We start from the raw sequence: 14341 nt of genomic DNA on the forward strand, positions 1-14341 counted from the left end.
AAATGTGAAAATTTGTATTAATTTTGTAGGAAAAATTAATACGCATAATAATATGTATAATTTTATGTATTATAAAAAATTATTATTTTTGTGATTCAGGTCGTTTTAATATAAGATTTTCAAGTTCTAAAATTTTCTTTTCTAACTTTTCTAGTTTGTCATCGCAATTTGCATCTATAGCTCTAATATTTTTATTTTTACGCTCTTCGATAATATAAGCAGGAATTCCAACGGCAGTTAAATTTGCACCTACATCTTTAACCACTACAGCATTTGAGCCTATTTTGGTATTTTCTCCTATGGTGATATTGCCAAGTATTTTTGCACCTGAGCCTATGATCACTCCTTTTTTGATGGTTGGATGACGTTTAGCACCTTTTTCAAGGCTTGTTCCACCTAAAGTAACGCCTTGATAAATTAAAACATCATCTTCTATGATTGCTGTTTGGCCTATAACCACTCCATTGGCATGATCTATAAAAACACGTCTTCCAAGTTTTGCTCCAGGATGTAAATCTACTCCAGTTAGAAATTGTGAAATTCCGCTAATCATCCTAGCAATGCGTTTAAAATTTCTTATGTAAAAAAAATGTGCAAAGCGGTAATTTACTACAGCCCATACTCCAGGGTAATTAAAAAAAAGTTCTATACAAGAATTAAAAGCTGGATCTTGTGCCTTTGGCTGAGAAAAATCTTCTTTTATAATACCCCAAAAATTCATCTAAACTCCTATGCTTTTTAAATAACCATTATCATTTAAGAAAAGATAAAGTTCCCCTAAAATATGCTTTTTTTGCTTGTCATTTACAAGCTTAGAATTACTTATGCGTTCATTAAGTATATCCATGATAGCGTGTATATCATAGTCTAAATCTTCTAAGGCATCAAGTATGGATTGTGCTTCTATAATCCCCTCAACTTCATAGCCTTTTTCATTGATACTTATAATAGCTTCAGTGGGATGAGTAAAAAGATTGTGTTTCATTCCAAGTACTTCTTGATAGGCACCTACAAGAAAAAACCCTAGAAAATAATTTTCTTTTTCTACATCTACATCGTGTAAAAATAAAGGTTGATCTTTAGAGTATGAAATTTCTCCATCGCTATCGCAGGTTATATCCCAAATGCTCGCACTTCGAGTCGGTTCTTCATCTAAGCGATCAAGTGGCATGATGGGGAAATTTTGTTCTAAGCCCCAAAAATCAGGTATGCTTTGAAAGAGCGAAAAATTTACCAAATACCTTTCTTGCACTTCATCTTGTATGGCAAGTAAATCCGCAGGATTTTGCTTATCGCCTAAAAGCAAGATAGCTTTTTTTGTAATCAAATGAGTTAAAATTTCAGCATTGGAACGATCTTGCAAATCCACATAGCCCAAATCAAAAAGAGTTAAAATACTCTCTAAATGATCTATGCTATCGTGCAAGTATTCTAAAGCATTGGAAGGTTTTATGCTTTTATAAAGATCGTAAAGCTCATCGATAAGTTTTGGATTTTGTTTTTTAAGTATGAGTTTGTTTTCTGCGTATTCTTGAGAAAAAAGTTCTAATACAGGAGCGATTAAAACAGCGTGATTGGCTGCTACAAAACGTCCACTTTCTATGAAAATATCAGGCTCTAAATCTTTTTTTTGTTCGGCTATGTTTTTTAGGATAAAAACTACATCGTTAGCGTATTCTCTTAGGGTGTAATTTCTACTTTTTTCATTTTTAAATTGTGAGTATTCCACAGCTAAACCGCCACCAAGATTGATAGCTTTTAGATTTTTAGCTCCCATTTTTCTAAGTTCTGTGTAAATATTTCCTGCTTCATTTAAGGCTTTTTTCAAGGGATGAATCTCGGTAATTTGTGAGCCTAGATGAAAGTGAATCATGGTAAATTGTTCTAAAAGTTTGTTTTCTTTGAGTAAATTTACCGCTTCTATAAGTTCAGTGGATGTAAGTCCAAATTTAGAATTAATCCCACCACTTTTTGCCCAAATTCCAACTCCAGCAGAATGCAAACGCACGCGTAAGCCTATATTTGGTTTAGGTTTAAAGCGTTCTTTGGCTATGTCTATGATAGCTTCAAGTTCATTAAGTCCTTCTATGGTTAAAGTGATATTATGTCCCATTTCAGCTGCGATAAAGCCTATATTGATAAGTTCTCTATCTTTAAAGCCATTTACTGTAATAGGTGCACCTTCATTATTATAAGCCATAGCGAGTAAAAGCTCTGCTTTAGAGCCTGCTTCAAGTCCGTAGTTATAGTCTTTTCCAAGCTTTACAAGATTTTTTACAAAACCAGGGTATTGATTTACCTTTAAAGGATAAACAGCGTTAAATCCTCCTTTATAGCCAAATTCCTTTCTTGCTTTATTGAAATTTCCGTAAATATTTTCAATTTGTTTTTGGATAAGATGAGGAAATCTTAAAAGTAAAGGCCCCTTGTATCCATCATCTCTTAATTCTTTAACTATATCAATAATAGCGGGCTTTTTTTCGTGATTGATACAAACTTTACCATTTTTGATAATAAAATTTTCATTTCCCCAAATATCAATACCATAATCCATCATAAAACCTTCTTTAAGTCTGAAATTTTAATCATTTTTTCTTCTTTTTTTGCTAAATTTTTATAAAACAAACTTTCATTTTGTGCTTCATTTTCTCCCATACAAAGAAAAATTTCAGCATTATTTTTATCCGCGTTTTCGAGATGTTTAGCTAGTTTTCTTGCTTCATAGCTTAAAAGCACTTTATGTTCTTTTCTTAAATTTGTAGCGATATGCAAAAGTTTTTGGATATAAATTTCATCCATAGCACAAAGATAAATTCCTTCTCTTTGGACTTTTTCTTCTTTTTGTTCTAAAATGGCTATAATTCTTTCTATACCCATGGCAAAACCTACACCAAAACCACTTTTTCCATCAAGATATTCAATAAGTCTATCATATCTTCCGCCCCCAGCAATAGCAGCTTTTGCACCAATTTCATCGCTAATGAATTCAAAAGCCGTTTTAGAGTAGTAATCAAGCCCTCTAACAAGCTTAGAATCCACTTCAAAATCCACTCCATTTTCTTTTAAAACGCTTTGTAAAATTTCAAAGTCTTTTTGACAAGATGAGCATAAATTTTGATTTAAAAGCGGAGCATCGTTAAGTAAGCTTTGGCAATGTTCATTTTTACAGTCTAAAACACGAATAGGATTTAAGTTTTTTCTACGCAAACAATCCTCGCAAAAACCTTCTTTGCTATCTAAAAAATGTATTAAATTTTCACGATATTTTGGCATACATTTTAAACAGCCTAAAGAGTTAATCAGTAATTTAAATTTAATATCCAAGCGTGAAAAAATTTCTACTAACATTAAAATAATACTTGCATCTTCATAAACGCTTGCGTTTCCAAAACTTTCAACGCCAAATTGATGAAATTCTCTTAAGCGTCCCTTTTGGGGTCTTTCATAGCGGAACATAGAACCATGATAAAACCATCTTTTCACACTAGTGTTTTTATCGAGTTTTTTTTCTATATAGGCACGCACCACCCCAGCAGTTCCTTCAGGACGCATGCAAACATGATTTTCGCCTTTATCGATAAATTCATACATTTCTTTGCCTACTATATCAGAACTTTCTCCTACGCTTCTTTTAAAAAGGGTGCAAAGTTCTAAATGCGGTGTATTGATAAAAGTAAAGCCATAGTTTTTAGCTACTTCTTCGCAGGTTTTAATCACTTTTTCATAACAATATGCATCTTTATCTAATAAATCTTTCATTCCTTTTAAAGCGTTAATCATTGTAAAAATTCCTTTATTTGTTGGTGTAATTTTTCTTTACTTTCTTTTGCGTCAAGTGTTAAAATTTCTATAGAAATTTTTTCTTTTAAAAAATGAAGCACTTTTTCGAGTTTATCTTGCACACTTAAAAAATACTCAATGCCACGTTTTTCTATGCTATCTAGTTCTTTTTGACTGAGGCGTTCTTGGATAAGGTTTGCATCTCCTTTTAAAAAGATAATTTTTTGTGGAAAAAAATTTTCTAAAGCAAAACTATTTAAAGCAAAAAGCAAATCGTTTTCAAAATCTTTGGCATAAGCCATGCCTGAAATAAAACTTCTATCGCTAATAATGAGTTTGTTTTGATTGATTTTTAAGATTTCTTCAAAATGTTGAGCACGATCAGCTAAAAAAAGCAAGAGTTCAGCTCTTTTGTTAATAGGATGAGTTTTATTAAGTAAAATTTCTCTTAAATGTTTTCCAAGTTCTGTTCCGCCAGGTTCGAGTGTGAAAATGGCGTCTTTGTAAATTTCTTTTAAAAGTGAAATTTGCGTACTTTTTCCTACGCAGTCAATACCTTCAAAAACTACATACAAGATTGATCCTTTAAAAAAGGTAGAATTTCTTTTGGAACAAGAGAACTTACATCGCCTCCATGTGCTACTATAGAGCGAACAATAGAACTTGAAATAAAAGCATGTTTTAGACTTGGCATAAGATAAATGGTTTCCATATCTTCCCAAAGTGCGTGATTTGCATAGCCAATTTGCAATTCGTATTCAAAATCACTCACTGCTCTAAGTCCACGGATTATAGTATTAACTTTTAATTCTTTGGCTAAATCTACAAGCAAATTATCAAAAGCAATGATTTTAACATTTTTTAAATTTTGTGTTGCAAGCAGGGCTAGTTCTTTGCGTTTTTCTAAATCATAGCAAGGTTTTTTATGTTCACTTTTTGCTATGGCAACGATGACTTCATCAAAAATTTTTAAAGCCCGTTTTATAACATCTAAATGCCCGTTGGTAATAGGATCAAAAGTCCCAGGATATAAACAAGTCATTTTTGCTCCAATTTTTTTTAAAAATATAACAAATTTAAACTAAAAATTTTGCCATTTTTCATATAAATTGTGTTTTATTTCTAAAAGATCTAACCATTTGCCTACGATAAAATTTTCCATTTGCTCTAGATTGTTTGCTTTAGAATAGCTTGCGATAATAGGAGGTGCGATGATAACTCCTATTTGGCTAAGTTTTAACATATGTTCTAAATTTAAAGTAGAAAAAGGCATTTCACGTACTCCTAAGATGAGTTTTTTTCTTTCTTTTAGGGCTACTGCTGCAGCACGCATTAAAAGAGTGTCTGCAAAACCAGCGTGAATTTTTGCTAAACTTGAAATCGAACAAGGAGCAATGATAGTTTTTTCTATTCCAAAAGATCCACTTGCTACACTTAGACTTAAATTTTTATCATCTAAAAAATGAGTATATTTAAAATTTTCTTGACAAATTTCTTCTAAATTTGCTTCATTTTCAGCTTTGAAACTAAGTTTTGCACCTTGAGTTAAAATACAATAAAGTTCGCATTGATTTTCTAAATTTTTTAATAATTTTAAGCCTAAATTGACACTGCTTGAACCAGAAATTCCTAATAAAACCTTCATTGTATAATCATCCTATTTTTACCCACTACGATGCCTTGCATAACTTTACCTTCTTTGTTTTTTGCACGAATCCTTTCGCCCATATTTGCACTTTGCAAAGCCACAAGTTCGATTAAAACATCAACATTTGCTTCGCTTAAAACCCCTATTATAGGATCATTTCGGCGTATTAAAGCTGTGGTTTTAAACATATTTGCTCTTAAAATAGCGTTTTTGTTAATATTGCTTTTAGCTACAAGATTATCTACATCATCTAAGGTTAAGGCATTTAAAGGAACTTTATCAAAATCAATCAATACGCTTTTATAGTCAAAAGCTCCAAGTTTATCTCCTCTTTTTATAGCGCGTTCGCTTTTCAAAACTTCTAAATTTGCTTGAATGAAATATCTAAAAAATACATTTTTTTGTATATTTTGCGGAGTTTTAAATTCAGCCCTTAAAAAGCCTTGTGCTTGATTAAAACGTCCATTAGCGATTCTTAGAAATTCATATTGATCAAAATCTTTAGGCAATGATGTTATTTTTAAATCAATTTGAGAAATTATAATTTTAGGAAAATTATTTCTAAATTCTTTAGTTAGTGCTGTTTTGATTTCTTCTAAACTAGCTGCTTGGATATAATTTATCACAATAAAAAAAGTTAAAAAAATAATTTTCATTTTTATCCTAAGAATTATAATGCAATAAATAGTATTTTAGCTTTTATAAGTTTAACAAAGCCTTTAGAAGGCTTTGTATAGAGTTAAAAAGTAGGGATAACAGAGCCTTTGTATTTTTCTATGATAAAATTTTTAATTTTATTGCTTGTTAAAATTTCTTTAATAACAAGACTTTTTTGACTTGTTTCTTCACCTTTTCTTGTAGCTAAAACAATAGCATATAAACTATCTTTATCTTCTATAAAAATACCATCTTTTAAAGGGTTTAAACCTGCTCCAAGAGCATAGTTTGTGGTAATAACAGCCAAATCAGTATCATTTAGGGCTCTTGGAAGTTGCGCGGCTTTAAGCTCTATAAATTTAAGATTTTTTGGATTTTTACTTATGTCAATAGGGGTTTTAAGGGTATTTTGACTTTTAAATTCTATTAAATTTGCTTTAGCTAGTAAATCAAGAGCTCTGCTTTCATTGGTAGCATCATTAGGTATAGCGATTTTAGCACCATTAGGAATGTCTTTTATATCTTTTATGGAGTTAGAATATATAGCCATAGGAACTAAAACAATAGCACCTAAAGAACTTAAATTTGTTCCTTTGTGGGTATTAAAATCATCTAAAAAAGGTTTATGCTGATATAAATTTGCATCTAAATCTTTCTCATTTAAAGCGATATTAGGTATATTATAGTCATTAAATTCCTTAACTATTAACTTCCAACCTTTTTCTTGAAATAAGGGTTTAGAGAAATTTAAAATTTCAGCATAAGGCGTTGGTGTTGCACCTATGATTATGGTTTTATCTGCCCCAAAACTAAGGCTAATTGTAAATAAAACACTTAAAAATATTTTTTTTAATATTCATGCTATACTCCTAAAAAGCTGGGATTAATATATCTTTATAATGTTCATTAATGATGGCTTTAAATTTATCGCTTCTTAAAATTTCATCAATTACTTTGGTTTTTTCGCTATTTTTATCTTCTGAGCGTACCACAACATAATTTACATAAGGGCTATTTTTATCTTCCCTAAAAATAGTATCTTTACTTGGATTCAGGTCGGCTCCAAGTGCGAAATTAGAATTAATTATAGCAATATCAACATCATCTAAAGCTCTTGGAAGTTGTGCGGCTTTAAGTTCTATAAATTTAAGTTTTTTTGGATTTTTGTTTATGTCCAATGGGGTTTTTAGAGTATTTTTGTTAAGCTCTATTAATTTTGCTTTCTCTAAAAGCTCTAAAGCTCTGCTTTCATTGGTCGCATCATTAGGTATAGCAACTCTAGCACCTTCTTTAAGATTTTCTAAATTTTTGATTTTTTTACTATAAACTCCTACTGGAGCTATAAGTACAGGCGTTGTTGCAATTAAATTTGAACCTTTTTTTAGGTTGTATTCTTCTAAAAAAGGTTTGTGTTGATATAAATTTGCATCAAGTTCTTTTTCCTCTAATGCACGATTGGGCAAAATATAGTCTGAAAATTCTACTATTTTAAGCTCATACCCTTTGTTTTTAAAATCATCTTTCATTAGTTCTAGTAAGCTACCAAAAGGATTTGGAGTGGCTCCTATAGTAATGTTTTGTGCAAATAGGCTAGATAAATTTAGAATGCAAGCGAGTATAATAATTTTAAATAAATTCATAAAAACTCCTTTGTATTTAAAAAAAAGTCCCTAGGTAAGGGACAAAATTAAAAAGCAGGTAAAACAGATCCGTTGTATTTTTCTATGATAAATTGTTTGATTTTATCACTTTGTAGAGCTTGGATTAAGGCTTTGATTTTTGGATCGTTTTCATGTCCCACTCTTACAACAAGAATGTTTGCATACGGGCTTTCTTTATCTTCGATAAATACGCTATCTTTTGCAGGATTTAGATTTGCAGAGAGAGCGTAGTTGGAATTAATTACAGCAAAATCAACATCATCCAAAGCTCTTGGAAGTTGTGCGGGCTTTAATTCTACAAATTTAATTTTTTTAGGATTGTCTATAATATCAAGAGGTGTTTTTAAAGCCTTATCTTTAAATTTTACCAAACCTTTTTTTGCAATAATATCTAAAGCTCTACTTTCATTGGTTGGATCATTTGGAATGGCGATTTTAACCCCTTCTTTAATATCATCTAGACTTTTATATTTCTTGGAGTAAACAGCCATAGGTTCTATGTGTATGGCAGCTACTTTGATAAGTTTGGTGCCTTTGTTTTTATTAAATTCTTCCAAATAAGGAGTATGTTGGAAAAAATTTGCATCGGCTTCTCCATTATCAACAGCTAGATTAGGTAAAACATAATCTGTAAATTCTTTGATTTCAAGTTTATAGCCTTGTTTTTCTAGATCAGGTTTTGTTTGTTCTAGGATTTCAGCATGAGGGACAGGGGTTGCTGCAACTGTGATGGTTTCTAATGCATTTGCATTAAGACTTAATGTTAAAATACTTGCTATAAATAAAGATTTGATTTTCATTTTTTTCCTTTTTAGTCATTTTGTGCTTGCTTTAATCTTAATAAATTCACTCTGACTATCAGGAAGAAGCATATAAAAACTTGTTGATAGTCAGATTAACGCATCTGATACATCATTTTAATTCCTTTAATTTTTTGTTTAAATTTTACTTAAAAAAACTTATATTTATCTTAAAAGGAGATATGATCTCCTTATTTTTTGAAACCTTTATAAAGCAAACTTCCTAAAAATAAGATAAAAACAATTACTTGCCAAAAGAAATTTTCATCATTGTTTATATTGATAACTATGCTAACTCCAAGTAAAATCAATAGAGTGGCAATGATATATGTAGTTTTACTATTTTTAGCCCAAGTATAAAATAAATTACCTAGAATTTGAACTAACTGAACTAATATAAGTAAAATAACTACAGTTTGAATCATAACTTCTTTGTTAAATCTTTCATAACCATAGCGAATAGCGACATCTCCCAAACCTCCACCACCGACAGTTCCAGCAAGAGCAGAAAAACCAATGGTAAAGATCAAAGTTAGGGTAATTCCACTAATTATAGCAGGAAGAGCTTCACTAAAGATAACCTTGAATATAATTTGAATATTGCTAGCACCATAACTTTTTGCTGCTTCTATGATTCCTTTGTCTATTTCTTTAAAAGCGCTTTCAAGCATCTTTGCCAAATAAGGAGCTATTCCGATAGCTAAAGGAACTATGGCAGCATTTGTGCCTATGCTTGTGCCTACTATGATTTTAGAAAGCGGTAAAAGAACAACTATAAGAATTAAAAATGGAAAGGCACGCAGTATATTTGTAATAAAATCTAAAATACTATAAGCGATTTTATTTTCTTTAATTCCATTTTTATCCCAAATAGCAAGTAAAATTCCAGGAATAATAGCCAATAAAAATCCAAATAGTACAGCTATTAAACTCATATAAATTGTTTCATTAAGCGCAGGTTTTAAAATGTTTTCATAATTTTCACTGAAACTTGTAATAGAACTTAAACTCACTTCTTTAATATCCTGCCAAGAAAATTCATTAAAAAATTGAGAAATTCTACTAAAAAAAGCACTGAAGATAGAGATGTTTTCTTCATTCATGATGCCACCTCCCATAATACTCCACTTTTTTCTATGTAGTCAAGAACCTTGTCTTTATCGTTTTCATTTATATTTATAACTAAATTTCCCAAGGCTTTTCCATTAAGTTTTTCTATTTTACCCCAAACTATGTTAAAGTCTATATTTAGAGTTCTTGCCATATGAGTGATGACGCTATTTTGGGCAACTTCTTTTGGAAAGTAAAGTTTGATATTAAGTCCGTGCTCAGGCAAGAAGTCGCTTTCTCCTAAAAATTCTTTCATTTTAGCATTAGGCCTTAAAAAAAGCTCATCAATTGCTCCACTTCCTATGATTTGTCCATGTTCAAGTAATAAAGCTTTTTGAGCTATGTCTTTTACTACATCCATTTCGTGAGTTACTAAAACAACAGTAATCCCAAATTCAGCATTGATTTTAGATATAAGCTCTAAAATATTTTTTGTAGTGTTTGGATCAAGAGCCGAAGTAGCTTCGTCACTAAGTAAAATTTTTGGGTTTAAAGCTAAGGCTCTAGCAATAGCAACGCGTTGTTTTTGCCCTCCACTCAGTTCTCTTGGATAGGATTTATTTTTATGATCAAGCCCTACGATTTCAAGTAGGGAATTGACTTTTTGGGCAATTTCTTTTTCGCTCATGTATTCTTTATTAAAAAGCTTGGCATGAAATTTACACTGAGTATAGTGTGTTCTTAAAGGCATAGCAACATTTTCAAATACATTTTTGCGCTCCATTAGGGCAAAATTTTGAAAAATCATCCCTATATCTTTTCTAAGCATTCTTAACTCTTTTAATTTTTTTTGACTTAAATCTTTAATTTCTTGATCAAAGACTTTTAAACTTCCTTCTTGATAATTCTCAAGTCCATTAATACATCTTAAAAGAGTGGATTTTCCAGCTCCACTATGACCTACTATGGCGTAAATTTCACCCTTTTTAATCTCCAAAGAAACATCGTTTATCACGAGTTCCTTGCCATAATATTTTTTTAAATTTTTTATTTTTATCAAATTTTTAACCTCTTAGATTTTGAAGTTCAACTGATATTTTTTCAAGTTGAATTTTTAAATTTTCTAGAGCTTCTTTATTTTGCTCAACCACCTCTTTAGGTGCGTTAGCGATGAATTTTTCATTTGAAAGCATGGAGTTAAGCTTGAAACTTTCTTTTTCAAGCTTATTTTTTTGATTTTCAAGTCTTGTTAAAATACCACTTAAATCAACATTTTCAAGCGTAATAAAAATTTCTAAATTCTCGCTAACATCACATATTGCCTTTGGTAATTTTTCTTCACTAAATTCTATTTGCTCGCACTTTGCGAGCATCATGATAAAATTCATATAAGCTTTGATTTCATCTTTGATTTTTTTATCGTTAAATTTGATATAAGCTTTTTCTATTTTAGAATTTCCAAGATCGATTAAACTTTTAGCACGGCGGATACCAACTATGCTTTCTATGAGCAAAGAAAAGATTTTTTCTATATTTTTATCTTGTTCTTTAAATTTTGGATATTTGCTTATCATAATAGAAGGGCTTGTTTTAAGTTCTGTATCGCTTAGTTTGTGGTATAAATACTCGCTGATAAAAGGCATGAAAGGATTTAAAAGTTTTAAAGCTTCTTTGAAAATACTACCAAGTTCTTTAACGCTTGATTTTTCGGCTTTGCTAAGCTCTATACCCCAATCGCAAAAATCATCCCAAAAGAATTTATATAGAGTATTAGCTGCATCATTAAAGCGATAATTGTCTAAATTTTCTCTTACATCCTTAACACAAGTTTGAAATTTGGCATAAATATATTTTGCTAATTCTGAATGAAGTGTGATATTTTCCAAATCTTCAAATTTACTTTCATTTAAAAGCAGATAATTTGTAGCATTATAAATTTTATTTGTAAAATTTCTAACTTGTAAAAGTTTATCATTGCTAAGTTTAATATCGCGTCCTTGTATAGCAAGAAGTGCTAAAGTAAAGCGTAAAATATCAGCACTATATTCTTTAATGCTTTCATTTGGATCGATGACATTTCCAAGACTTTTACTCATCTTTCTACCTTGCTCATCCTTTACAAGAGCGTGTAAATAAATATCTTTAAAAGGAAGTTGATGTAAAGCATTAGTGCTTTGAAACATCATTCTAGCCACCCAGAAAAATAAAATATCAAAACCTGTAATGAGTAAAGAATTAGGATAAAAATCTTTTAAATCCTTTTCAGACCAAATTTTATCTTTACCCCAATTTTCATTCCCCCAGCCTAAAGTGCTCATAGCCCAAAGTCCTGAAGAAAACCAAGTATCAAGCACATCTTCATCTTGTTTGAAATTTTGACTTTGACATTTTGGACAAGTTTTAGGCGTATGTTGGCTTGCCCATTCATGAGAGCATTCGCAATAATACACAGGAATTTGATGCCCCCACCAAAGTTGTCTTGAAATACACCAATCTCTTAAATCTTTCATCCAGGCATTAAAGCTATTTATCCAGTGATTTGGGTAAAATTTACTTTCTCCAAGCGCAACTTTTTCTATACTTTCTTGGGCGATTTCTTTTTTTACAAACCATTGTTTGGAGATATAAGGTTCAACTATATTGTTGCAACGATAGCAATATCCTATTTGATTGTTATGCTCTTCTATTTTTTCTATAAAACCAAGACTTTCAAGTTTGGCTACGATTTTTTCTCTTGCTTCTAAGCGTTCTAAACCTTGAAACTCTAAACAATGCTCGTTTAAAATTCCTTTTTCATCAAAAACACTTATAAAATCTAAATTATGTCTAAGTCCCACTTCATAATCATTCATGTCATGAGCGGGAGTAACTTTTACAACTCCTGTTCCAAATTCTTTTTCTACATGTTCATCGGCTATGATTTTAATGGCTTTTTTGCTTATAGGCAAAATCACTTCTTTACCCACAAATTTAGTATAGCGTTCATCATCAGGATGTACCATAACTGCAGTATCGCCAAAAAAAGTTTCAGGACGCGTTGTGGCTACTACTAAAAATTCATCGCTATCTTTTAAAAAGTATTTAATATGATAAAGTTTTCCTTTGTTTTCTTTGTATTCAACTTCTATATCACTTAAAGCGCCATCGTGAGTACACCAATTGATCATATAGTTTCCGCGTACAATAAGTCTTTTATCATAAAGTTCTACAAAGGCTTTTTTTACGGCATTAACCAAACCTTCATCCATAGTAAAACGCAAGCGACTCCATGCAGGAGTGATGCCTAGTGTTCTCATTTGGTCTAAAATTTTTCCACCGCTTTGCTCTTTCCACTCCCATACTTTTTCTATAAATTTTTCTCTACCTAGTTCTTCTTTTTTAATGCCTTGAGCAAGGAGTTGTTTTTCTACAACATTTTGAGTGGCAATACCTGCGTGATCAAGTCCTGGTTGATAAAGAACCTTATAACCGTCCATTCTTTTATAACGCGTCATAATGTCTTGTAGAGTGAAGGTTAAAGCATGTCCTATGTGTAAAACTCCAGTGACATTAGGAGGAGGCATCATAATGCAGAAATTTTTATCTTTTTCTTGTATGGTTTTATTGCCATCGATTTCAAAATATCCGCGTTCTTCGCAAATTTGATAATACTCTTTTTCTAAATTTTTATCATACATTATTTGCCTTTATTGTTTTAGCTTATTTAATAGAGCTAATTTCTATAATTTCACAAAACGGGAAGAAATATTGTGCTGTATTAAGTCCAGTTTTCAAACTTTTGATATGTTTAGAAAAATCACTTCCTTTGCCGTCTTTTTTAATTTGAAGTTTAAGTCTTTCTAAAATTTCTTCACGTGCTACATGTTCATTTAATTCTTTTGGATTGTTTAAATATGGGCTTAATCTATCTAAACTAATATATTTATAAGCTTTTTTCATATCTGAAAAGATAATTTCTTTGTTATAGATAGTTAATTTCATTTCCCCTTTTGGTAGCATTTTAACAAAAATACTTAGATAATAATCTTTTGCATTATCTTGTATAACGCTTAGCATATCTTTTAACAGATTGATTCTGTATTGGCTTAAAAATTTTCCATCTAAAATGTAAACTTTCATATTTTCTGTGCTAAGCTCAGGTTCTAAACGACTGTTTTTTCCTATGTTTAGATATTCTCTAGCGGTATTTAGATATTTATTTTTGTTTGATTTGTTTGATTGAAGTTCTTTTTTTACAGCTCTTTCTCTTTCTAAGATCTTTTGTTGTTTGCTGATTTCTTTTTTAAGAGCTTCTATTTTGGCTTGTTTATTTTCTTGTTTTAATTTTTCTTTATCCGTATCTAAAATTTGCTTATTTTCATTTGTATTAATATTATTACTTGTATTGGTGTCATTATTTAAGCTTTGATTGTTTTCGCTTATTGATGTATTAAATGTATCGTTATTTAAGCTTTGATTTTCATCTAATAGGTTTGTTTCTTGCTTTTGGATGGTATTGTTATTAATATTTATATCTGATGAACTATTGTTGGTTTGGATCGAAGGTGAATAGGAATTATCGTAGTTATTGGTATACGATTTTTGTTCGGTGTAAGTGTTGGTATTTAAGGTGTAATTCTTTGGTTTTGAATATTCAAAAAGATAATAATATGTTCCACCTAATATCACAATAACAGCAATTAATATGCTAACAATAATAGAAAAAATTTTCAAATTCATTTGCTATCCCTTAAAAACAGAAAGTT

At 30.6% G+C, this 14341-nt stretch carries 14 protein-coding genes; all 14 read right to left on the reverse strand.

Annotated features, from left to right (window positions below; translation table 11 throughout):
- Positions 1-82: 82 nt before the first annotated feature.
- Positions 83-721 (reverse strand): serine O-acetyltransferase, encoded by a 639-nt coding sequence (gene cysE, locus AJ936_RS01160; protein ID WP_070273961.1) that lies wholly within the window; start codon positions 719-721, stop codon positions 83-85.
- Positions 722-2557, reverse strand: a complete 1836-nt coding sequence (gene speA, locus AJ936_RS01165) for a biosynthetic arginine decarboxylase (RefSeq protein ID WP_032581867.1) — start codon at positions 2555-2557, stop codon at positions 722-724.
- Entirely contained in the window at positions 2554-3780 is a 1227-nt protein-coding gene (hisS, locus tag AJ936_RS01170; RefSeq protein WP_002856972.1) for a histidine--tRNA ligase, read from the reverse strand. Before hisS ends, speA begins: the two co-directional genes overlap by 4 nt.
- Positions 3777-4355, reverse strand: coding sequence for a dTMP kinase (gene tmk / locus AJ936_RS01175; protein ID WP_002856897.1), 579 nt, complete (start codon positions 4353-4355; stop codon positions 3777-3779). The genes hisS and tmk overlap by 4 nt, the downstream gene beginning before the upstream one ends.
- Positions 4346-4822, reverse strand: a complete 477-nt coding sequence (gene coaD, locus AJ936_RS01180) for a pantetheine-phosphate adenylyltransferase (RefSeq protein WP_002852633.1) — start codon at positions 4820-4822, stop codon at positions 4346-4348. The genes tmk and coaD overlap by 10 nt, the downstream gene beginning before the upstream one ends.
- Before the next feature lie 39 nt (positions 4823-4861).
- The gene (locus AJ936_RS01185) at positions 4862-5425 is read right to left on the reverse strand and encodes a UbiX family flavin prenyltransferase (protein WP_002861414.1); all 564 of its coding nucleotides are present in this window, start codon (positions 5423-5425) and stop codon (positions 4862-4864) included.
- Positions 5422-6084, reverse strand: a complete 663-nt coding sequence (flgA, locus tag AJ936_RS01190) for a flagellar basal body P-ring formation chaperone FlgA (RefSeq protein ID WP_002861415.1) — start codon at positions 6082-6084, stop codon at positions 5422-5424. The genes AJ936_RS01185 and flgA overlap by 4 nt, the downstream gene beginning before the upstream one ends.
- 83 nt (positions 6085-6167) lie before the next feature.
- Positions 6168-6941, reverse strand: coding sequence for a MetQ/NlpA family ABC transporter substrate-binding protein (locus AJ936_RS01195; protein ID WP_032603312.1), 774 nt, complete (start codon positions 6939-6941; stop codon positions 6168-6170).
- A gap of 13 nt (positions 6942-6954) precedes the next feature.
- Positions 6955-7725, reverse strand: coding sequence for a MetQ/NlpA family ABC transporter substrate-binding protein (locus AJ936_RS01200; protein ID WP_002861417.1), 771 nt, complete (start codon positions 7723-7725; stop codon positions 6955-6957).
- A 47-nt stretch (positions 7726-7772) separates the two neighbouring features.
- Positions 7773-8546, reverse strand: a complete 774-nt coding sequence (locus AJ936_RS01205; RefSeq protein WP_002861418.1) for a MetQ/NlpA family ABC transporter substrate-binding protein — start codon at positions 8544-8546, stop codon at positions 7773-7775.
- Between the two features lie 191 nt (positions 8547-8737).
- Positions 8738-9649: a methionine ABC transporter permease gene (locus tag AJ936_RS01210; RefSeq protein WP_070273962.1), complete on the reverse strand. Its 912-nt coding sequence runs from the start codon at positions 9647-9649 to the stop codon at positions 8738-8740.
- Positions 9646-10656: a methionine ABC transporter ATP-binding protein gene (locus AJ936_RS01215; protein WP_002881712.1), complete on the reverse strand. Its 1011-nt coding sequence runs from the start codon at positions 10654-10656 to the stop codon at positions 9646-9648. Before AJ936_RS01215 ends, AJ936_RS01210 begins: the two co-directional genes overlap by 4 nt.
- Before the next feature lie 4 nt (positions 10657-10660).
- Positions 10661-13273 carry a valine--tRNA ligase gene (locus tag AJ936_RS01220; RefSeq protein ID WP_002881713.1) on the reverse strand — a complete coding sequence of 871 codons (2613 nt, stop codon included), beginning with the start codon at positions 13271-13273 and terminating at the stop codon, positions 10661-10663.
- Positions 13274-13295: 22 nt separating this feature from the next.
- The gene (locus AJ936_RS01225; protein ID WP_002881714.1) at positions 13296-14315 is read right to left on the reverse strand and encodes a hypothetical protein; all 1020 of its coding nucleotides are present in this window, start codon (positions 14313-14315) and stop codon (positions 13296-13298) included.
- Between the last annotated feature and the right edge of the window lie 26 nt (positions 14316-14341).

Origin of the sequence: Campylobacter sp. BCW_6877, from assembly GCF_001762445.1 — a bacterium.
Lineage (GTDB): Bacteria > Campylobacterota > Campylobacteria > Campylobacterales > Campylobacteraceae > Campylobacter_D > Campylobacter_D jejuni.

Coding starts and splice junctions, on each gene's coding strand:
- cysE (WP_070273961.1), bottom strand. CDS start 721: ATGAATTTTTGGGGTATTATAAAAGAAGATTTTTCTCAGCCAAAGGCA.
- speA (WP_032581867.1), bottom strand. CDS start 2,557: ATGATGGATTATGGTATTGATATTTGGGGAAATGAAAATTTTATTATC.
- hisS (WP_002856972.1), bottom strand. CDS start 3,780: ATGATTAACGCTTTAAAAGGAATGAAAGATTTATTAGATAAAGATGCA.
- coaD (WP_002852633.1), bottom strand. CDS start 4,822: ATGACTTGTTTATATCCTGGGACTTTTGATCCTATTACCAACGGGCAT.
- AJ936_RS01185 (WP_002861414.1), bottom strand. CDS start 5,425: ATGAAGGTTTTATTAGGAATTTCTGGTTCAAGCAGTGTCAATTTAGGC.
- flgA (WP_002861415.1), bottom strand. CDS start 6,084: ATGAAAATTATTTTTTTAACTTTTTTTATTGTGATAAATTATATCCAA.
- AJ936_RS01200 (WP_002861417.1), bottom strand. CDS start 7,725: ATGAATTTATTTAAAATTATTATACTCGCTTGCATTCTAAATTTATCT.
- AJ936_RS01205 (WP_002861418.1), bottom strand. CDS start 8,546: ATGAAAATCAAATCTTTATTTATAGCAAGTATTTTAACATTAAGTCTT.
- AJ936_RS01210 (WP_070273962.1), bottom strand. CDS start 9,649: ATGAATGAAGAAAACATCTCTATCTTCAGTGCTTTTTTTAGTAGAATT.
- AJ936_RS01220 (WP_002881713.1), bottom strand. CDS start 13,273: ATGTATGATAAAAATTTAGAAAAAGAGTATTATCAAATTTGCGAAGAA.
- AJ936_RS01225 (WP_002881714.1), bottom strand. CDS start 14,315: ATGAATTTGAAAATTTTTTCTATTATTGTTAGCATATTAATTGCTGTT.